The sequence below is a fragment of the Methanococcoides alaskense genome (genome assembly GCF_027594145.1).
GTDB classification, from domain to species: Archaea; Halobacteriota; Methanosarcinia; order Methanosarcinales; family Methanosarcinaceae; genus Methanococcoides; species Methanococcoides alaskense.
Map to the genome: position 1 here is coordinate 362057 of NZ_JAQFFK010000003.1, position 20757 is coordinate 382813.

General features: G+C 43.8%; 19 protein-coding genes and 1 pseudogene. 14 read left to right on the forward strand and 6 right to left on the reverse strand.

Annotated elements, in window-relative coordinates; all coding sequences use genetic code 11:
- Positions 1-24: 24 nt before the first annotated feature.
- The 9 genes and pseudogenes from PBV53_RS05590 to PBV53_RS05630 all read left to right on the forward strand — a co-directional run bounded on the left by PBV53_RS05590 (position 25) and on the right by PBV53_RS05630 (position 8515).
- Positions 25-675, forward strand: a complete 651-nt coding sequence (locus PBV53_RS05590) for a corrinoid protein (protein WP_270096181.1) — start codon at positions 25-27, stop codon at positions 673-675.
- A 125-nt stretch (positions 676-800) separates the two neighbouring features.
- The gene (locus tag PBV53_RS05595) at positions 801-1847 is read left to right on the forward strand and encodes a DMT family transporter (protein ID WP_270096182.1); all 1047 of its coding nucleotides are present in this window, start codon (positions 801-803) and stop codon (positions 1845-1847) included.
- A gap of 1 nt (position 1848) precedes the next feature.
- Complete coding sequence (locus PBV53_RS05600; RefSeq protein ID WP_270096183.1) at positions 1849-2145, forward strand: hypothetical protein; 297 nt, start codon at positions 1849-1851, stop codon at positions 2143-2145.
- A gap of 12 nt (positions 2146-2157) precedes the next feature.
- Positions 2158-2316: a hypothetical protein gene (locus PBV53_RS05605; RefSeq protein WP_270096184.1), complete on the forward strand. Its 159-nt coding sequence runs from the start codon at positions 2158-2160 to the stop codon at positions 2314-2316.
- Between the two features lie 125 nt (positions 2317-2441).
- A complete protein-coding gene (mtbC, locus tag PBV53_RS05610) occupies positions 2442-3110 on the forward strand; it encodes a dimethylamine corrinoid protein MtbC (RefSeq protein ID WP_309739297.1) in 669 nt (222 codons plus the stop codon).
- A gap of 22 nt (positions 3111-3132) precedes the next feature.
- Positions 3133-4536 (forward strand): annotated as a pseudogene (mtbB, locus tag PBV53_RS05615) ([dimethylamine--corrinoid protein] Co-methyltransferase).
- A 189-nt stretch (positions 4537-4725) separates the two neighbouring features.
- Positions 4726-6558 carry a cation:proton antiporter domain-containing protein gene (locus tag PBV53_RS05620; protein WP_270096185.1) on the forward strand — a complete coding sequence of 611 codons (1833 nt, stop codon included), beginning with the start codon at positions 4726-4728 and terminating at the stop codon, positions 6556-6558.
- Between the two features lie 109 nt (positions 6559-6667).
- On the forward strand, positions 6668-7948 hold the full coding sequence (locus PBV53_RS05625) for a replication protein A (RefSeq protein ID WP_270096186.1): 1281 nt from the start codon (positions 6668-6670) through the stop codon (positions 7946-7948).
- The gene (locus tag PBV53_RS05630; RefSeq protein WP_270096187.1) at positions 7949-8515 is read left to right on the forward strand and encodes an RPA family protein; all 567 of its coding nucleotides are present in this window, start codon (positions 7949-7951) and stop codon (positions 8513-8515) included.
- Between the two features lie 184 nt (positions 8516-8699).
- Here PBV53_RS05630 and PBV53_RS05635 read toward each other — a convergent pair whose 3' ends face one another.
- The 3 genes from PBV53_RS05635 to PBV53_RS05645 are packed head-to-tail and all read right to left on the reverse strand — an operon-like array spanning position 8700 to position 10555.
- On the reverse strand, positions 8700-9230 hold the full coding sequence (locus PBV53_RS05635) for a metallophosphoesterase family protein (protein WP_270096188.1): 531 nt from the start codon (positions 9228-9230) through the stop codon (positions 8700-8702).
- Positions 9231-9260: 30 nt separating this feature from the next.
- The gene (locus PBV53_RS05640; protein ID WP_270096189.1) at positions 9261-10049 is read right to left on the reverse strand and encodes a DUF7839 domain-containing protein; all 789 of its coding nucleotides are present in this window, start codon (positions 10047-10049) and stop codon (positions 9261-9263) included.
- A complete protein-coding gene (locus tag PBV53_RS05645) occupies positions 10046-10555 on the reverse strand; it encodes an ArsR family transcriptional regulator (protein ID WP_270096190.1) in 510 nt (169 codons plus the stop codon). Before PBV53_RS05645 ends, PBV53_RS05640 begins: the two co-directional genes overlap by 4 nt.
- 243 nt (positions 10556-10798) lie before the next feature.
- On the opposite strand from PBV53_RS05645, the gene PBV53_RS05650 reads away from it, so the two are divergent.
- Positions 10799-11407: a hypothetical protein gene (locus tag PBV53_RS05650; protein WP_270096191.1), complete on the forward strand. Its 609-nt coding sequence runs from the start codon at positions 10799-10801 to the stop codon at positions 11405-11407.
- 48 nt (positions 11408-11455) lie between these two features.
- Here PBV53_RS05650 and leuS read toward each other — a convergent pair whose 3' ends face one another.
- On the reverse strand, positions 11456-14344 hold the full coding sequence (gene leuS, locus PBV53_RS05655) for a leucine--tRNA ligase (RefSeq protein ID WP_270096192.1): 2889 nt from the start codon (positions 14342-14344) through the stop codon (positions 11456-11458).
- Positions 14345-14612: 268 nt separating this feature from the next.
- Here leuS and cgi121 point away from each other — a divergent pair, with 268 nt between their 5' ends.
- From cgi121 to PBV53_RS05670, 3 genes are all read left to right on the forward strand, one after another.
- Positions 14613-15122 carry a KEOPS complex subunit Cgi121 gene (cgi121, locus tag PBV53_RS05660; protein WP_270096193.1) on the forward strand — a complete coding sequence of 170 codons (510 nt, stop codon included), beginning with the start codon at positions 14613-14615 and terminating at the stop codon, positions 15120-15122.
- A gap of 111 nt (positions 15123-15233) precedes the next feature.
- Complete coding sequence (gene glpX / locus PBV53_RS05665) at positions 15234-16322, forward strand: class II fructose-bisphosphatase (RefSeq protein ID WP_270096194.1); 1089 nt, start codon at positions 15234-15236, stop codon at positions 16320-16322.
- 12 nt (positions 16323-16334) lie between these two features.
- Positions 16335-17627, forward strand: coding sequence for a tRNA (N(6)-L-threonylcarbamoyladenosine(37)-C(2))-methylthiotransferase (locus PBV53_RS05670; protein WP_270096195.1), 1293 nt, complete (start codon positions 16335-16337; stop codon positions 17625-17627).
- Between the two features lie 2 nt (positions 17628-17629).
- Here PBV53_RS05670 and PBV53_RS05675 read toward each other — a convergent pair whose 3' ends face one another.
- Together PBV53_RS05675 and PBV53_RS05680 are read right to left on the reverse strand one after the other, a co-directional pair.
- Positions 17630-19363 (reverse strand): chloride channel protein, encoded by a 1734-nt coding sequence (locus PBV53_RS05675; RefSeq protein WP_270096196.1) that lies wholly within the window; start codon positions 19361-19363, stop codon positions 17630-17632.
- A gap of 109 nt (positions 19364-19472) precedes the next feature.
- Entirely contained in the window at positions 19473-20036 is a 564-nt protein-coding gene (locus PBV53_RS05680; protein WP_270096197.1) for a flavodoxin family protein, read from the reverse strand.
- Positions 20037-20203: 167 nt separating this feature from the next.
- Here PBV53_RS05680 and PBV53_RS05685 point away from each other — a divergent pair, with 167 nt between their 5' ends.
- Positions 20204-20728 (forward strand): dihydrofolate reductase family protein, encoded by a 525-nt coding sequence (locus PBV53_RS05685; protein WP_270096198.1) that lies wholly within the window; start codon positions 20204-20206, stop codon positions 20726-20728.
- Positions 20729-20757: the final 29 nt, after the last annotated feature.

A 20757-nucleotide genomic window follows, 5' to 3' on the forward strand; every position in this document is an offset into this window, starting at 1 on the left:
TACATAAATAAAGGAGTTTTAAAAATGGTTACACAGGATGAAATTAACGCGAAAGCAAAAGCTGCAGTCATGGATTTCGATGACGAGCTTGTTGAAGAGATTTGTGAAGAAGCAATCGAAGCAAAGGTCGATATGGTCTCCCTTATTCAGGAAGGTCTTACTGCAGGTATGAACGAAGTAGGCGACCAGTTCGAACAGGGTACCCTTTTCCTTCCTCATGTCATTGCAGCATCCGAAGCAATGAGCGCTGGTGTTGCAATACTCACCCCTATGCTTGAGGCACAGGGCGGAGCTGTAAAATCAAAGGGAACAATCGTTCTCGGTACCATCGAGGGTGACATCCACTCCATCGGTAAGGACATTGTCTTAACAATGCTCAAGATCGCTGGATTCAAGGTAGTTGACCTCGGCAGGGACGTTGCAATCGCAACATACATAGATGCAGTCAAGGAACACAAGCCAATAATCGTTGGTTCTTCCGCACTCATGACCACAACAATGGTCCTTCAGATGCAGATCGAAGAACAGCTTAAGGAAGCTGGAATCCGTGACACTGTCATGACCATGGTCGGTGGCGCACCTGTCACACAGGACTGGGCAGACAAGATCGGCTCAGACATCTATGCTGAGAACGCAACTGACGCAGTCGTCAAATGTAACGCAGCAGCTGAGTAAATTGACTCTCTGAGAAGATGAGGGGTTCGCTCGGGCCCCTTTTTCTTTTCGTTAGAATTCATTATTTATTATTATATATTTATATTTATTATTATTCTTATAATAGAGTTGGAGGAGGAGTCACTTTGGATATAAGAGAATTGAAGAAATTGGAAAATAAACGTAAAATGAACAAGGGCTACATGTGGGCTTTGTTCTGTGCAATCTTATGGGGTATATGGTATATTCCTGGTACAATTATCTGGGCAGTGCCTCCATTTGATGCAATGTGGGTAGATATTGATGCAACACATGGTGGTTCAATGGCAACCATTGTCGTCGCTCTTTTGATATCTGCGTTCAATGCGTTAACTGTCATTGTTGCACTTCTTATATGGAATGGATATCTTGGTAAGCTCGGTGAGATGAAGAGAACATTGAAAGAATTCCATCCATGCAGTAAATGGTTCTTCCTTGCGTCTATCTTTGGTGGACCAATTGCAATTCTTGGTTCATTTATCGCTATAGGATTTATCGGTGCAGGATTCGCAGCAGTTGCTGCTTTGACGTACCCTGTGATCGGTTCCATCCTTGCAAGACAATGGTATGGTGAACAGATCTCCAAGAGGGCCTGGATGGGTATCCTTGTCATCATTGTTGGTGGTCTGACCATCTTCGTCGGTGGAGCAATCGCTGAGATATCAGCTGGAAATCTCAGCTACATCGGATATATTGGTGGTCTGATGGCTGCATTAGGCTGGGGTATTGAAGGCGCTATTGCCGGTAAAGGTCTTGACATCGCAGAACCTGATGTAGGAATTACAATCAGATTCCTCGGTGAGAATCTTCTGTACTGGGTAATTCTCATACCTATTGCTGCACTTGCTGGTTATCCAATCCTCGAGTATGCACTTCAGGCATTCACCCCACTGGCAATGCTAGTACTTGGATTCGCAGGTATCACATTTGGTTTCTGCTATGTCTGCTGGTATAAATCATTCCCACTTATCGGTGTTGGAAGAGGGCAGGGTATAGGAAACCTTTACGGTCTTTGTGCTGTGATCTTCATGTACCTATTCATGGCTCAGGTGCCAGCATGGACAGTACTTATCGGTGGTGCACTTTGTGTCCTCGGTAGCTTTGTAATGATCTCCGAAGAAACAGGTGAAATGGAATCTCTGAGAGGTGAATAATATGGCTGGACTACGCCCAATAAAATTCAGGTTGCTTGAGCTATTCTCTGATGAGAAAGAGCACTGGAACTATGAGATTGTTGTAAAGATGCAGAAAGAATACAACATGAACAGCAACTTTGGTAGGGATTCGATCAATTTCGATATCCTTGAGTTGGCTTCAGGTGGTATGCTTAAGTCTGTTGAATCAAAAATAGATGAAGATGGTGTGTATAAGAAAGGTTTCCTTTTACACAAATATGTCATCACAGATTTCGGAAAGACTCGTGCATCAGATGCATGTCTAATGTACGTATAAGGAGGTTTTGTTATGGGTATAATGAATGATTTAACAGTTGCTTACTATGGCCCTGGTTTTGATATGACCACTGCCCCTATGCCAGCAGCAGAGTACACTTGGATGGTTGCAGTCATTATTATTGCATTGATTGCACTGTGGCAGGCAAGGACATTCGTGTCCCAATTCTAAGGACCTGAATCACAAAATATATATGTGTAGTTGGACTTTTGGGTAAACGATGGGGTATATGCCTCAGCGCATCCGCCCCAACTACACTTTCAATTTTCTATAAGTCCCTTTGGGATTGTCATAGAATTGTTTTCAAAGGAGGTTTTAAAACGACAAACGAAGAATTATTTAAAACACTATCCGATGCGGTAGTAAGTTGCAAGAAAGATAATGTGATCGCTGCAGTAGAGAAGGCAAAGGGCCAGGCTCCAGCAGTAGAACTTATCGACAATGGTCTCGCAGCAGGCATGAACGAAGTTGGTGTACTCTTCGAGAGAGGAAAGCTTTTCCTTCCACACGTAATGATGGCAGCAGACGCAATGTCCGCTGGTGTTGAAATGCTCCAGGACGAGCTTGCAACCGGCGAAGGCGCATCCACTAAGCTCGGTGTTATCGTAAACGGTACCGTCGAGGGTGACGTTCACGACATCGGTAAGGCAATCGTATCAACAATGCTTCAGGCAGCAGGCTTTGAAGTCCACGACATTGGCAGAGATGTTCCTGTACAGAACTTCATTGACAAGATCAAGGAAACCAACGCTGACATGGTCGGTCTTTCCGCACTTATGACAACAACCCTTCAGGGCCAGAAAGAAGTCATCGAGCTTCTCAAAGAGAACGGCATGAGGGACAGCATCAAGGTCATGGTCGGTGGCGCACCAGCAACAGACGCATGGGCAAAGAAATGTGGCGCAGACTGCTATGCAGAAAATGCAAGTGAAGCTGTAGCAAAAGCAAAAGAGCTTCTTTTATAATCACAAATTTTAAGGTGTAAACATGGCAACAGAATATTTCTTAAGAATGGGTGACGGTCAGAAGATCTTCATGACCAAGGAAGACATACTGGCTGATATCGAATCAGGTTGTGCTGACGCAGCAGACCTCGGTGACATCCCAACACTTTCCGAAGATGAAATGGACCATATGCTTGACATCATCACTGCTCCTGGCAGGATCGTCGGTGTAGAGCCAGGACTTGAAGTTCCGGTAACACACGACATCGGTGCTATCAGGATCGATGGTGACCAGGGTAACAGTGGTGTAGGTATTCCTGCAAGCAGACTCGTTGGTTCAATGGTCCACGAGCGTGCATTTGGCGCAGACACAATGGAGCTCGGTCACATCGACTACAGCTTCAAGCCAGTCAAGCCAGTCATCTCCCAGGAATGCCAGACAATGGAGTCCTGCCAGCAGAACATGGTAATTCCTATGCTCTACGGTGCAATGCCAAACATGGGTCTGTACTACACTCCTGATGGTCCTTTCGAGAACCCAGGCGACCTTATGAAAGCTTTCAAGATATCTGAAGCTCAGGATTCTATCCAGCACGCTGGTGACCACGGAATCCGTGACATGGTCTGGATCATGCAGAAACTTCAGAAGGTTGGTTCTGATGGTGTCAACTTCGATACCATCGGTGCAGCTGGTGACGGTGACGTGTATGCATCACTTAATGCTATTGAGCAACTCCGAAAAGAGTTCCCTAACATGTACATCAACGCAGGTATGGCAGGAGAACTCGTTCTCGGTATGCACGGTGACCTTGAGTACGATGGTACAAGACTTGCAGGTCTCTGGCCACACGAGCAGGTATTACTTGCTGAGAAGGCAGGAGCTAACACTTTCGGTCCTGTATGTAACACCAACACCAGCAAGACCACCGCATGGAATCTGGGTCGCTCAGTAACATTCACAAAGGCAGCTGTCAAAGCATCAAACATCCCATGTCATGCAGATATGGGTATGGGTGTCGGCGGTATCCCAATGCTTGAGACCCCTCCAATAGATGCAGTAACAAGGGCAAGCAAGGCAATTGTTGAGATCGCAGGCGTAGATGGAATATAGATCGGTGTTGGCGACCCACTCGGTATGCCAATCTCACACATCATGGCTTCCGGTATGACCGGTATGAGAGCAGCTGGTGACCTTGTTGCAAGGATGCAGTTCTCAAAGAACATGAGGCTCGGAGAAGCAAAGGACTTCGTAGCAAAGAAGCTCGGTGTCTCAAATGCAGACCTTTCCGACGAGTTCGTCATGAGAGAGATCAGAGAAGAGCTCGACATCGGTGTAATCACCTCTGTGCCAGGTTGCGCAAAGGGTATTGCAGCTAAGATGAACATCGAGAAACTCCTCGGTATCGACATCAACTGCTGTGACACTTTCAGAAACACCATCGCATAATTTCAATAAAGTAGATGGGGTTCTACCCTATCTTCTTTTTACTTTTTCTTTTTTTAGTGATCTTTCAAAATCATTTGGTTTCAACACCATTATATTAGTCGTTTTTGAAAACAGATTTATATTTTAATTGCATTATCCCTATTGACATCACTCAGGCAGATGCCTTAAAATGCTTTCTGGAGTTATAAAGTGGAATCCATATATCTGTTGCAGATCGGACTTGCTGTATTGATCATGAGCCTTGTGGCACAAAGTCTGAGCAGACTCTTCAAAATGCCCGTCCTTATTTTTCTGCTTGCAGAAGGTATCATTGCAGGACCTGAAATTCTTGGACTTCTGGACCCTTCTCTTCTTGGAGAAGGCCTTACAGCAATAGTCTCTCTGTGCGTTGCAGTGATAGTATTCGATGGTGGTCTTCATATTGATGTGAAGTCGATAAGGGCCATACAAAAAGGTGTGCTCAGGCTTGTGACCCTTGGGGTCATGATTACATTTGTCTGTGCAACATTTCTAAGCTATGCAATAGTTGGTATCCCATTGGAAATAGCTGCTGTTTTCGGAGCATTGGTTACCGCAACCGGTCCTACGGTGATAACTCCTGTTGTGCGGCAGGTCCGTGTAAGCCATAAGGTCAGCAAAACCCTAGAGCTTGAAGGTGTCCTTAACGATGCCGCCTGTGTTATACTTGCAGCACTTGTTTTTGAGGTCGTAGTTTCCCAGTTATCAGGTTTTGAAGTTGCCAGCTTTATTCTTTACAGAGCTCTCATTGGTCTGTCAATGGGTTCACTGGGAGGTTTCTTATTATCAAAGTTCCTCTCAAAAGCCGTTATCTCTGAGCAAATGGTGAGATTTCTGACCTTGACTTCAGTTATTGCCATCTTTGTCATCTCTGAGTCATTGGGTGCAGAATCCGGGATTCTTGCAATGGCAGTGTTCGGAATAATTATGGGAACTTCGGATGTACCTTACAAGAATGCTTTAAAAGAGTTCAAAGGGGATCTCGTGATGATGATGCTTTCCCTTATCTTTATTCTTCTTGCTGCAATGCTCAGGTTCGAAGATATTTTCAGGATAGGTCTTCTTGGAATTACTGTTGTATTCCTATTGATATTCCTTGTCCGCCCTCTTTCCGTTTTTGCCAGTATGGTGGGGACAGCGTTCAATATCAGGGAAAAGCTGTTCATCTCTTTTGTTGGTCCTCGTGGCGTTGTACCCGCATCCATTGCAACTTACTTTGCGATAAAGCTGAATGGTTTGAACATTGAAGGCGGACAAGAGCTTGTAGGTCTGGTATTTTTAACTGTTATCATTACTGTATTAATGACAGGTTCCCTGTCAAAATATGTTGCTAAGTTTTTAGGAGTGATACCCATGGAGATCCTTGTAGTAGGTGGAGGAGAAGTCGGCAGAATACTTTCGGAGAGATTCGAAAAAAGAGGCGAAAATGTAGTTGTTGTTGAATCATCCGAGGAAAACTGCCAACGCCTTATGAAATCTGGAATTCGTGTTGTACACGGTGATGCGGAAGATGTGAACGTGCTCAAAAAGGCCGGTATTGAGAATGTAAAATATGTCGTTGCAAGTACCGATCAGGATAATACTAATCTTCTGGTATGCCAGATCGTAAAGACGAAGTTCGGTTTCAAGCAAGATCAAATAATTGCAAGGGTTAACAATATGGAAAACCTGCATGCTTTCTGGGACCTTGATATACGTGCAATGAGCCCTGCCATGAGTACTGCCCTTTTCCTCGATAATATGGTAGGAAGGCCTCACATGTTCTCCATGTGCGAAGTAGGCGAAGGTGGGGATATACTTGAGGTCAAGGTCACAAATTCAAAGGTTGCAGGAAAAGCCATCAAAGAGTTGTCTCTTCCTGAATCCAGTCTTCTGCTAATGGTGAGAAGGGGTGATCAATCGTTCATCGCAAACGGAAATCTCGTACTCGAATTCGATGATATGGTAACCGTTATTGGGGAAGGGGATGCAGCAAAGGTGGTTGCAGACCTTTTAGGAAGGTAATATCAGCTCTGCGATTACTTTCACCCTGCTTCCTTTAAGTATTTATACTTAAATGATGTAGTTAATTTGCCTCTCTATCAGGAACAAACAAGAGGCTTGAGGAAATAATATGGATAAAACAGCAGAGAGTATAAAATCAAAATTTTTGGAACTTGGCGTAGATATACCCCTTGAGGACATTGTAGAACGTCTTGATAAATTGGTGACAAAATTCAAAGTTCCTCTTGATGAAGCTCGCAGAAGTGTCATTACATATTTCTTAAAGGAAAATAATCTTGACAGAAATGCTTTTTTTGGTGGTCAGTCAACAACACCTGATTCGAGGTCCACACCCGATGTTAAGCTCAATGGGATCGATGAAGGCGGAAAATGGGTAAACATCAAGGCAAAGGTCTTACAATTATGGGATAGTTCCCATGAATCTGTTTCACAGGTAGGGATCATCGGTGATGAAACCGCTACAATAAAGTTCATCAAATGGTCACGTGACACTATCCCTGATGTTGAAGAGGGAAAAAGCTACTATTTCAAGAACGTTGTTAGCAATGAATGGAATGGAAGATTTGAAATAACTCTTAATAAGAACACTGTGGTAGAAGAAATCGATGAGGACATTGAAGTCATTTCATCTCCGATGGCAGGAGCTGGGGATGGGCAACCTGCACCAATAGTAAATGTTGCTGATATTGCAGAAGATGGTAAATGGGTCTCTATTAGAGCAAAGGTATCTCAGTTATGGGACAATTCCCACGAATCCATATCCCAGGTGGGATTGGTCGGAGATAGTACCGGTACTATCAAATTCATTAAATGGACAAGTGCAGAACTGCCAGATCTCACTGAGGGGAGCAGCTATCTTTTCAATAATGTCGTTGCACAGGAATGGAATGAAAAGTTTTCGGTAACTCTTAACAAGAACAGTTCTATAGAAGAACTTGATGAAGATATAGAGGTAGCTTCTTCCTCCATAATATTTGCCGGTGCAATGGTGGATGTACAGTCAGGTTCAGGATTGATAAAACGTTGTCCTGAGTGTAAAAGAGCACTAACGAAAGGTGCCTGTATGGAACATGGAAAAGTAGATGGTACTTATGATCTTCGTATCAAGGCAGTTCTTGATGACGGCAACACTGCACAGGAATCTATCCTTAAAAGAGAACTTGCAGAACAAATAAGTGGTATTACTTTGGATGATGCAATTTCCATGGCTGCTGATGCACTTGATCAGGGTGTTGTCCTTGATCAGATGAGGCTAAAATTACTTGGAAAATATTTCACTGTGACTGGCTCTAAGGTCGATCGATACATTCTTGTGGATTCAATCGAACCGCAGGATGAGATGGATATGGAAATGCTTGATGAACTAATTGCAGATGCGGAGATGATCTAAATGTCTGGATACGTTAGGGAAGTTTCAAGGCGCGTTTTTGCACAGGAATTCAGGGAATCCAATCTGACCTTCAAGGATGGGGATGATCAGTATTCTCCACAATATCTGTTGACGCCTACCGGTGCAAAGGTAAATCGCCTTTTCATTGTAGGTACTCTCATAGAAAAAGAGGATATAGGTACGGATTCCGAGTATTGGAGGGGCCGAGTGTCCGATCCAACTGGTTCTTTCATGATCTATGCAGGTCAGTACCAGCCGGAAGCTGCTCAGGCTCTTGCAGAATGTGAAACTCCAGCTTTTGTAGCGATCGTAGGTAAGCCAAGCACTTATACAAATGCTGAGGGCACGGTCTTTACATCAGTAAGGCCGGAATCTATCTCAATTGTCGATGTTGCCACACGTGATCTTTGGGTTGCAGATGCAGCAAGGCGAACTCTTGAGCGTGTAAAGGACCTTGATAATATGGATTCCAATGTTGTCAAAGCAAAAGAGCACTACAATACTGATAAAGATCATTATTCATCAATGATCAGGGAAGCTTTGAGATCATTGAAAGAAGATCTCTGATATTTCAACAACTGCACATTTTCTGCAGTTCTCCTATTTTTAATATTTATGAGGGTACAATTCGCTAAATGCCAATTATATGCTGAAATTTGGCGATAATGTGACTCAAGTATTCCTAACTGGTAATGTTCAAAATAGAATATATAAAATGTAAGAAAGAATAAGACTTCGCTAATTCTAATTTTTATTTATTTTTCTCCAGACTGCGTGAAAACTCGATGAATCCGCATGCATCCCCTTCGATCTCAACTATTCTTGGCAATATTTTACCATCCTTGATATCTATCAATACTACAGATGGGTCTGATTGACGTGGCTTTGTGGGTGAGCCCGGGCATATGAGTATCACATCACTTTTTTCTATCAATGGTCTGTGTATGTGTCCAAATATAAGGACATCAACACCCATCTCAAGGGCCAGATAGCGTAAAGCGGTCGTATCCATGATAGATAGTGATCCTTCATGGATTATCCCTATCTTAACTCCCTCTACTTCAAAAACAAGTCTTTCAGGCAATATTTGTTTTAATTCAGGACCATCTGAATTACCATATACTGCCTTGAGTTTCCCTGTAGCTGCAAATGCATTATAGCATTCATTTGATGTGAAATCGCCAGCATGAGCAATTATATCGCATTCATCAAGTAATCCTTTGAAAGCAGGGGGTAGGTCCCCTCCTTTGATATGTGTGTCAGAAATAGCAAGTATTCTCATATTTATTCCTTCATAAATATCAGCTTTTCCTCACTGAACAGTGAGGTCTACAAGCTCATATTCCAGATTTTCAGTTTCCAGCCTGCTCATGATCTGTGGCACTTCTTCATCAATTGCAAGCACGAGAGATGATAATCCGTGGAATGCAGCTTCAACAATTGATTCTTTGGCCCCATACATCACATCTGGTTCCTTGTTTATCTTTTTCAATGCAACAAGGGATTCAACACCAATGACTGCAATAAATGATTTTGAGCTGGCAAGTTTTTCCAGTCTTTCAAGATCTACATTTCTTGATCCGCCACGTTCACTTCGGGGTATCTTGCACACGGTGATGCTTGCCGTCTCAAGTTCGATCATTCCCAAAAGGTTCGTAACCCCAACGTCATCCCCTTTTTCAACAGAAGATATGGTGATGCCGGTTGCACTCGTTATATTCGTTTTGCTGACGTAAAGTAAACCCTTTCGCATCTGAAGATATACGTCATCTCCTTTTTCAAGATCTTCATCTGCAATGGCTGTCCATGTGGAAACATGACTAATGATATCGCTCATGACAAAATTAGCATAGCGTTTCATGTCCGCAGCGCCTTCCAGGACCCATTCAACACCTTTTTTAGTGATCCTATAGCGTACACGGCCATCAGAAAAGATAAATCCTTCCGCGGTAAGTTCTTTTATATATTCAGAAACTGCCTGGGGAGTAACACCGATCTTTTCAGCGATCTCCTTCTGGCGAACATTTGGCTGATGTGCAGCAACTTCTGTAAGTATCTGAAATTTGGTGATACCACTTTTACTTTGAAGAATATCTATCATTCATTTTCCTCATTCATCTTGAGCCTTTGTCCCATGACAGAAAGCTTTGATGACCTTCTGGCCAGAGAACGAATGTATAATGGATTTTTGTTCATAGCACGTGTCAGACTGCTCATGGAATGATTTCCTTTCTCCACAAGTTCCTCCAGCTCGGTTATGAGATCACTGATCTCTTCATATTTATTGAAAGTAAGTATTATTATATCGCTCAGATCTTCAAAAGAACACTGGAAGTTCGATTGAACTTTAGAATAAGATGAATGATATTCCTTTTCGGGCTTTTTACCGGGTTCCGGCATGTGCCACTGACTTTCAAGAAGGCCACATTTTTTCAGTATGCTAATGCTTTCGGTTGCATCAAATCCCATTTTATCTTCTATAGCTCCTTTTGTCAACCATTCTTCTAAAAGGAGATTGAACACCTGTTTATGTTCTTTTGACTGGAAAGTCTGGAGCAGGGGAACCAGTTCTGAGGGGTCATTTATAATTCGAGTCCTTTTCGGCATTATTATAAACCTCTTATAAGGTAAGTTTGGGGGGGTTTCGCAGATCCTTTAAGGGCAAAATCCACTTTTTCATTCACTACGCTTACTTACATATACAACTTTTACTTAATAAAGGTGTTGTGGGGTTATGCCCTCATTATGCATATTTTAGTGTCTTATGCTCTTCTTTTTTATGCTGTACAGCATTATCTCTAATTGACCGATACATTTATCCAAGTTTGTTATCAATATTGGTTAGGAAGCATGGCTGAATATCTATACAAAAAAATCTACAAGATACTTGCTAAAAAGCAATTATCCATAAGCGGTATAAGCAGGGAGCTCAAAGCAGAAGGGTTTGAAGAGCACCGTCTTATCATCACAGGCTATCTTCGCGCATTGCGTGATATGGATAAATTAACTGAAGTTGAGATCCCTCCCTCCAAGATATATGTATGTGTGGAAAGCGGAGGTGCATCTGAAAGTGAACTGTATTCTGTAATGGCTAAACATTTTCAATCCCTTGAACCGGATCTTCGTTTTCCTGTAGCCGTTCATATTGCCACTTCCATCTTTGAGAGACCTGTTTTCAAGGAAGAACTGAAATTAATGGGTATAAATGAATCCCACATCAGGAACTATCGTCGTTCTCTCATTACGGTAACGGACCTGGCGGGTAAAGACCTGAAAGAATTGAGAAGGTCCATCAACCGTATCGTAATTCCAGATTCGGACCCGGCATATAATATCGCAGTCGATCCCACATCAGCTGAAGTACTGAAAATTGCGAACACTGTTCTTATTGCTTTGGTCAAAGAGATGTCCGACCTTAGTGGTCTTGTGCCAAAGACAAAACAGGTAACTCTGATCTAAGACTAAGATCATAAAAAAAAGTGTGGTGAAGGGATATTCCCCTCCCCATCATTCAAGATAGATAGCCGGTCTGAGTGGATATGCGAACCTTGCCTTATTTTCGGGGTCATACTCCGCATTATCTGCTGAATATATCTCCACAGGGCATCCAAGCTCGTTCTTGAAGAATTCCAGATTTTCCTCAAGTGCGATCTTCTCATCAAGATCGAAGTTCGAGAGTGTATCGAACTTTTCCTCGTTCATGGCCGTTATGTCCGAAACGACCTTCTGTGCAAACTTAGGAACTTCTTTTCCATGGCTCCTCATCTCCGGATCGCTCATAAGGTCCTTTATGAGTATGCCGGGATTAAGGTTTCCTTCCTTTTGCATTGAAAGGGCCTTCTTGAACGTCTCCATCTTCCATTCAGGTGAAGTGTACAATATGGCCTTCTTTGGTGTGAGCTTTGTGACTCTTATAATCTCATCCACATCTGAAAGGGTACCGCTGATAAGCTCCTCTGTAAATTCTGCCTGAGTGTCCACGAGACTCTCATCATATTGCGGATAGTCTGCCAATGAAATAAGATCATTGTCTGTATGGCCTATTGCCTCCCATATCTCTTCACAGATATGTGGTGTGAATGGCGCCATGAGTCTTATCCAGACATCCAGTACCTCACAAAGAAGAGCGCTTCCGCCACGTTTCTGATACCATCTTATGTCATTGAACAGCAGGAAGTATGCATTCTGCAATGCATTTCGTGTCCTGATCGTATCAAGCGCTTCATTTGTTTCAAGTATGCGCTGCTGCAATCTGCTGAGCATCCATCTGTCGATGCCTTTCAGGTTCTCCATATTACAGGTTGGGATGCCGGATCCAATAATATCCTTTGAGAAATTATAGAACCTTTCTATCTGCTTTCTGGCAGTTTCGATTCCGGAGTTCTTCCAGTCAGCATCCTGCATCTGTTCCGCACTGGAAAGGATATACATCCTGGAAATGTCCGCACCATAATTTGTGATGGCATCATTCAGTGTAAGAAGGGGACCCTTTGATTTACTCATCTTCTTCCCTTCGAGTGACACAAAACCATTGATGGCTATTGCACGTGGCCATTTATCCTCATCGAAGATAGCTACGTGGTGGAACAGGAAGAACAAAAGATGGTTCGGTATCAGGTCCTTTCCTGAAGACCTTAGGTCAACAGGGTACCAGTACTCGAAATCGCTGCTTATCTGTTCGATAATATCTGCATCGATCCCACTCTTTTCAGCAGCAGTCTCCAATGAACATTTTTTAAGGAGCACATGGTCGAACAGTTCCGGTACGAGTTGCTCGGTCTTAATTCCCATTGCAATGAACTTCGCAAAGACATAATATGACATGTAGATAGTGGAATCCCCAAGGGACTCAATAAGCCACTGGTTATCGAAAGGCAGAAGTGTTCCAAGCCCTTTCTTCCTTGCACATGCCTTATCCTTGAGCCAGTCCACTTTGTTGTTGAACTCTACCCTGAGGTCTTCAGGGATGATGTCCATGTTCTCGATACAGCGGTAAACCTTGTCCTTCCACTCAGGGTTGGAATAGTTGAGGAACCACTGTCCCTTTACCATATTGACAACACATGGTGTTCCGCAACGGCAGACGACCGGTTCACTGAACTCGTAGAATACTTCGCCGATCCCCATCTCGATGAGGTCCTTTGTAAGGACATCCTTGATCTTGGAAACAGCCATTCCAGAATATTTTCCGGTATTCTCTTTCAGCACACCACCATGGAACTCGCGGCGATAGACGATCTTTGTCGCCTCTTCTGCCTTGGGATCGTCCTGGTCCTTTACCTCGAACTGTTCCACAGCTTCAATCGCAGGGAATTCCCCGAATTCTTTCACTTTGATCAATGAAATGAACTTAAGTTCCCGCAGGTCTTCAGTGATCCCATATTCGCTCAGGTCTTTATCATAGAGGTCTCTCAAAGCAAGATAATCATATGGTGCATGCGAAGGCACGCTCATTACGATACCGCTTCCGTTCTCTCCCTTTACAAAGGATGCAGGCAAGGTAATTACCTGTGTGTCGTTCAGAGGGTTAGTGACCTTGATACCGATCAATGACCTGGCATCGATATCCTCGATGAACTCTACCTCTCTGTCCGTGAAAGTAAGTTTACGATATGCTTCCTTGCTTACGACCCATACCTCTTCCCTACCTTCAAAGGTCACATTTATCTTAACATGCTCCAGATCTGGATTGATCCACAGATTTGTCACACCGAAGACCGTTTCAGGTCTCAATGTGGCACATGGGATGATCATGCCATTATACTTGAACTTGACAAGAGTGTAATCGATGATCGTAGCTCCTTCTCCGTGGAGGATATCATGGTCTTCCACTGGATTGTCGTCATTAGGGCACCATTTGACAGGATGTGAACCCTTGACGATGAGGTCCTTTTCATAAAGCAGGTTGAACTGCCATTCTATGAACTTCTTATAATTTGGATCGGTGGTCGTGAACTTACGTCTCCAGTCGATGGAATATCCAATGGAGCGCATCGATTTTTCAGCTTCCACGCTGAAATAATCCACGATTCTTTCAGGAGTGTCCATACCCTTGAGCGTTTCCATTGGTATCCCGTGGAACTCGGTATACACTTTCATCGTCTCTGGGTCCCGATTCTGTATGAGCTCTGCAAGCCCGACTATCGGTGTTCCGGTCACATGGAATCCCATTGGGTAGAGGACATTGTTGCCCAGCATCCTCTTGTACCTTGCAACGACATCACCGATGGTGAATGTCCTTGTATGCCCGGCATGGAGATTTCCGTTCAGGTATGGGTATGGGATAGTTATGAAATACTTGTCGCGGTCATCGGCTTCAGCTTCAAAGACCTTGCTCTCATTCCATTTTTGTTGCCATTTCTGTTCAATATTGCTTGAATTATAATCCTGTTGCATAAATAACACCGTTCCAACAAGTTCTTATCTTATTTCGAGAACACATCATGGATAGCTTCGATCTTGGTATCCGCGACTTCTGATATGGAAAATTGGAGATATGATAATAGCTCTATTTCTGATAAATTTAGTTCTATTTAGTTCTATTTCGTTTAATTAATGACAAACTAAATAAAAGGAGCGGAAAGAACGCTTCCCTTTGATCATATATTGTTTTCTTTATATGGTGACCGTCATACTTATTGAAGGGAAATCTAATCCACATATCATGGATATCCAGCTCATAGAAGGCTCTTTGGTCATAGATGAACTACAAAGGTTCTTGAAAGGTCTTTCTTCAATAGCATCCGAACATGATGTGATAATACAGGGAATGGATGCCGGCAAGATCGCTGGAAAAGCCCATATAGACCATGCAATTTCAAAAGCAATGAAAGCAATGGAGAATGGTACTAACATTGCAAAGGACCTTGGTGTGGAGATGATGCGGTATGCTTCCGGTAAAAGGCAGATCGGCGAGGCATTCTCCATTGGTCTTTCCGAAGGCAGGCTGGATGTCGTGTTCATTATAATGGGAGCTCCTGAGAATGTGGGCGAAGCCGCTAAAAAGGTCTCTTCACTGGTTGAGCCCTCGGATGTGCTCAAACATTCAGTATCCAAGAATGAAAAACTTATTTCCCAATTCTCTATAACGGACGCTGAAATTGAGGCGGTGGGAGAGGACCGGATACCTGAACTGGTTCTGGAAAGGGTTGCTCTTGTGGATGTTCTAAAATAAATCGATTTCGACCATATTTGTGCCAATGGTCATTCTTGATGAAAATTTAATGGAAAACATTAATAGTTTTGAAACATTAGTCAGCTACATACGTTTATCGGAGATGATATTTTGCCTCACCCAAAGACAGTAGAGAACATGATAAAATGTGCAGGTCCTATCGAATGTGCATTACTTCCAAGCCTTATCCACGTAACAGAAGCTGCAGCCATTGCTGCATCATATCAAATGGGCAAAGGCAACAAGAACTACGCAGACCAGGTTTCCGTAGAAGCCATGCGTAGGATGATGAACACCCTTGATTTCAAAGGTGTTATCAAGATCGGTGAAGGCGAGCGTGATGAAGCTCCTATGCTATTCATCGGTGAGGAAGTCGGTACGGGTAAAGGTGGTATCGTAGTAGACATTGCGGTAGATCCCCTTGAGGGGACAAACCTGACCGCAGACGGTATCCCTGGTTCAATCTCCGTTATGGCAATGGCAGAGCCGGGTGGATTGTTCCACGGTCCTGATGTCTATATGGATAAGATCGTTGTCGGTCCTGATGTTGTCAGGTATGAAAAGGAACATCCTGATGAAAAGATAGACCTTGATGCACCTATCATAAAGAATCTTGAGATCGTTGCAAAGGCACTGGAAAGGGATATTGGGGAGATCGTTGTTGTCATTCTTGAAAGGGATAGGCACATGAATATGATCGAGGAGATCCGTGCCACTGGTGCACGTGTAAACCTTGTTTCTGACGGTGATCTCATGCCAGGCGTTTCCACAGCTATACGTGGCTCGGGCATCCATGTCGTAATGGGTTCAGGCGGTTCAGGTGAGGCCGTGCTGACTGCAGCTGCGATCAAGATCCTTGGCGGCAAGGTCCTTGCAAGGCTCCTCCTTCCGACAGTAGCCAACGGTGGATCTGAAGAAGAGATAGCAGAAGAGAAAGCAGAGAAGATGCCTCGTCTCGCTACCATGGGTATCACAGAAGACAACATCAATGATATTCTTGACACTGACAAACTCGTTCCAGGAAGTGATTTCATATTTGCAGCATCCGGGGTCACAAGTGGTCAGTTCCTGAACCAGGTGAACCTTTTCGGTGGCGGGGATGCCAGGGTCCACAGCATTTGCATGGGTAGTTCCGGTGTTGTGAAACTGACTGATTCCATCTATATCGGCGACAAAGAACAGACACCTCTACGTCTATAATTGCTCCTTGACATGAAAGTACACATCACAACCTATGGATGTTCGGCAAATCAAGCTTCATCCGAGATCATGATCGCATCGGTCAGAGATCTTGGGTATGAGCTTGTGGATGAGATGGATGCCGAAGTAGTGGTCATAAACACATGTACTGTTAAGTATACCACTGAGCAGAAGATCCTTCACAAGATCGAGGACCTCGGGTATAAGGGCATTGATGTGGTCGCCACCGGCTGCATGCCACAGGTACAGCTCGAAACGATACTTGAGAGGAATCCCGATGCCCATATCCTTGGAGTGAACTCCATTGCAAAGATAGGGCAGGTCCTGAGGTCCATTGAGAACTCCCGCAACGGCGGTTCACGCGAAAGGGTGGAACTGATCACCTCCGAGCCGGAAGGATTTCTCAAGACCGCTCATTCGCGTTTTAATCCGAACATACACATTTGCCAGATATCTCAGGGATGCGATTATAGCTGTGCCTATTGCATCGTTACCATAGCCCGGGGCAAATTACGCTCTTTCGATGCCGACTCCATTGTTGAGGATGTTCGTATGGCAGTGGACGAGGGATGTCGTGAGATATGGTTAACCTCACAGGATAACGGGCAGTATGGCACTGACAGGGATGTGTTGCTTCCGGAGCTCTTAAGACGTATCGTGGCGATCCCGGGGGATTTCAAGGTAAGGGTCGGTATGATGAATCCGTTCTCGGTAACTCCTATCCTTGATGACCTCCTCGAGGCTTTCAGGTCTGATAAGATATACAAGATCGTGCATCTTCCGATACAGTCAGCATCCAATAATGTCCTCAAGAAGATGAACCGTTACCATTCCATAGAAGAGACAAATGCCATTGTTTACCGTTTAAGGGATGCTTTTCCGGACCTCACCCTGTTCACTGATATAATCGTAGGATTTCCCGGTGAATCCGATGATGATTTCAACATAACACTTGAATGGGTGAAGACCCTGCAACCTGACAAGGTCAACATCTCCCGTTATACTCCCCGCCCTCTTACAAAAGCCCTTGAATATCGCAATCTTGATACTCGCATCGTTGTCGAGCGTTCACATAAGCTTCACAAACTTTGCGATACTATTAAGTTGGAGTCCAAGAAAAAAATGATCGGCTGGAAGGGGGAGGTTTTCATTTCAATGGACGCAAAGGTCAAAGGATTGATGGCACGCACTGCATCCTACAAACCGGTCGTTCTTCCAGAAGGTTCTGTTTCTCCGGGAACTTCCTGCAACGTTGAGATATATGATACAACCGCCGGATATTTCCTCGGACGTGTTCTGGACTGATCTCATTTCCTTATCTCTTTTTCTTGGACATGAGTGACTATCTCTTTGTTGTAGGATTTGACGATATCACTTCTTGTAATGATGCCTAGAAGGCTTTTGTCATCATCTCTTGAGACTACGGGTAGTCTTCCAACGTCCCTCATTGCAAATCTTTTCAGGACCACGTCCAGAGTTTCGTCAGGGTATGCTGAGATAACATCATGGGTTGCGATCTGGCTTATCCTGGTGTCAAGCTCTCCATAATTGACCTTTTCTCTCATATCCTCGAGGGTCACTATACCGCATAACTTCTTATTACCATCAAGAACTGGGAAGCCTGCGTGCCGGCTTGACTGCATAATGTCGAGGAGGTCCTTTGCTGTATCTTCATCAGATATCGTATGGACATTAGTTCGCATATTGTCCCTGACGAACATTGCTTCCATTATGTTGACCTCTTTTCCTCTGCGTATCGTGAAACCTCTTCGTTTAAGCACTTCTGTGAACATCGATTCTTCGTGAAGGCTGTTGGAAATTGAGTTGCTGACCACACATGCGAACATAAGTGGCAATATGATATTGTAGTCCCGTGTAATCTCAAAAAGGATAAGTACCGCTGTAAGCGGGGCTCTTGCTGTTCCTGCAAGTGTCGCACCCATTCCCACCAACGCATAAGCTCCTGCAGCAGCGGTACTTGTCGGGAATATGCTGTGTACTATCGTTCCGTATGCTCCACCGAGCATAGCTCCTGCGAACATCGAAGGTACAATAGAACCACCGGCACCACCGGATCCTATTGTAAATGAGAATGCGAGTATTTTCAAGACTAATAATACCAGAAGTAACTGAATGGTAAAGCTGTTCACAAGCACATCTGCTATGACGTCATAACCTATCCCGCGTATCTGGGGGTAAAAATATCCTATCAAACCTACAAAAAGACCGCCAATGGCAGGCTTGAATACGCTGTGGACGGGAAGTTTGCTAAATCCGTCATGTACTATGAAAAGGGTACGTATCAATAAAACGGATGTTATGCCACAAAGAGTTCCAAGTATAAGATAAAGGATCGATTCGCCTATCGGGTCCACAAAACCGTAGTATGATATCTGTATCGGCTTGACCTCGAAGATCAGATTTGCTACAAGCGTGGCGAATACAGCCGATATGACAATGGGTATGAAGGTCCTTGTTTCAAGTTCTCCCAATATGACCTCTACAACAAAGACCACCCCTGCAAGGGGGGCATTAAAGGCAGCAGCGATACCTCCGGCAGCTCCGCACCCTATTAATGTTCTGTAACGATGGTCAGGTGCTTTCAAGGCTTTTGCGAACATCGAGCCGATACCTGAACCTGCAAGGATGCCGGGAGCTTCTTTACCTACGGAACCTCCGGTTGCAATGGATATTATTGATAAACCTACTTCCCGAAAAGCATCCCTTATCCTGATCCGCCCTCCATGCAAGGCAGTCCCTTCAATGACCTCTGGTACATTGCAGCGACGCATATCTCCAGAAAGGAAAACTATGATCCCGACCAACAATCCGCCAATGGCAGGGATGAGTATCACAAAATAGCTGCTCGTGATCTCACTATTGCTCCAGAACAGATCTTCTGTATATTTCAAACAAATATTGTATGCTACGATGGTAAGTCCTGTGAATATTCCTATCAGTATTGCGATATCATTGGTGACCCCATCTTCAAAGTGGGGCCAGCGTTGCATTAATTTAGTGATGTCCGATCTTGAGAACATATTGGTCCACGAACTTCACATGATAGATTGATATTCGATATTAATTCTATGGGATGCAAAGGATGTGCAAAATTGCTCATCCTCTGCATGCTGAAATTTTGTAAATAATTTATAACTCATTCTTTTTAAGGGTTGCACAAAGGTTCTCAATGGTATCAATAACGGTCTTCATGCCGATTTCGTCATCAGCGACCGGTTTTTGTGCGATTCCGCCAAAATGTGCACCGTCTCCTACTGGTATCATTCCGTGTACCATCATACAATCGTGAACGTTCTGTATGGTCTTTTCCTGACCTCCGTTCCTGGAGCCTCCGACTGCCATTACCGCACCGAACTTGCCACGAAGCTGGAATCCCTGACGCCTGAGCAGTACGCTTCTGTCGAACAATGCCTTGAGCTGTGCTGTCATGCCGCCAAAATATACCGGAGTTGAGAATACTATCGCATCAGCTTCTGCAAGTTTGCCATATACTTCCTGCATGTCATCGTTGATGGGACATTTTTCCCCTCTTGCACATGTTCCACATGCAATACATGGTGAGATCTTCTTTTGCGAGATCATGATGCTGTCGGTCTCAAACCCCTTGCCTTTTGCGATTTCCAGTACATTCTTTATGATGGTCTCATTGTTACCTTCTTGTTTGGGACTTCCTGATATTCCAAGTATTTTCATATGATCACTGATTTGCATAGGCAATGTAGGATTATTAGCTTTTGGGTTTTGAATCATATTTAGTGCAGTATCAAAGTTGTTGTAAATATTTTTAGTAGGCCCGGAAGTTGATAGTATTTATGTCAAAAGATCATTATCCCTTACAATGGTTTCGTGGAGTTGAATCAATGGTTCAAAAGAAAATTCTATACATTGCCATGAGCCTGGACGGATATATTGCAACAAAGTCAGGGAGTGTGGACTGGCTTATCGACATACCCGGATATGATTTCTATGACACTTTCATAAAGGATATCGGTGCTGTCGTAATGGGAAGGAAGTCCTATGAAATGATCCTCTCATTTGGTATCGAATGGCCTTACAAGTTCGCACGATCATATGTTCTTACTCACAGTAATAAGTTCGAAGACACTGATCTTGTGAAGTTTACCAACATTCCTGTTAAAGAGCTTGTGGAAGAGCTCTCCTCTGAAACGGAAAAGGACATCTGGGTCCTGGGTGGTGGAGAAGTTGTTCGGGAGTTCCTTGAATCCAAGCTTATCGATGAGATCATAATTGGTGTGATGCCCATTCTTTTAGGTGAGGGAATTCCATTGTTCCGTGAAGGTGCCTATAAGACCCAACTGAAGCTACTTGATGTAAAACAGTATGAAAAAGGAATGGTGCAACTTCATTATGAAATGCTGGTCTAAAGTTTCCCACTGAACCGATAAATGTTCTT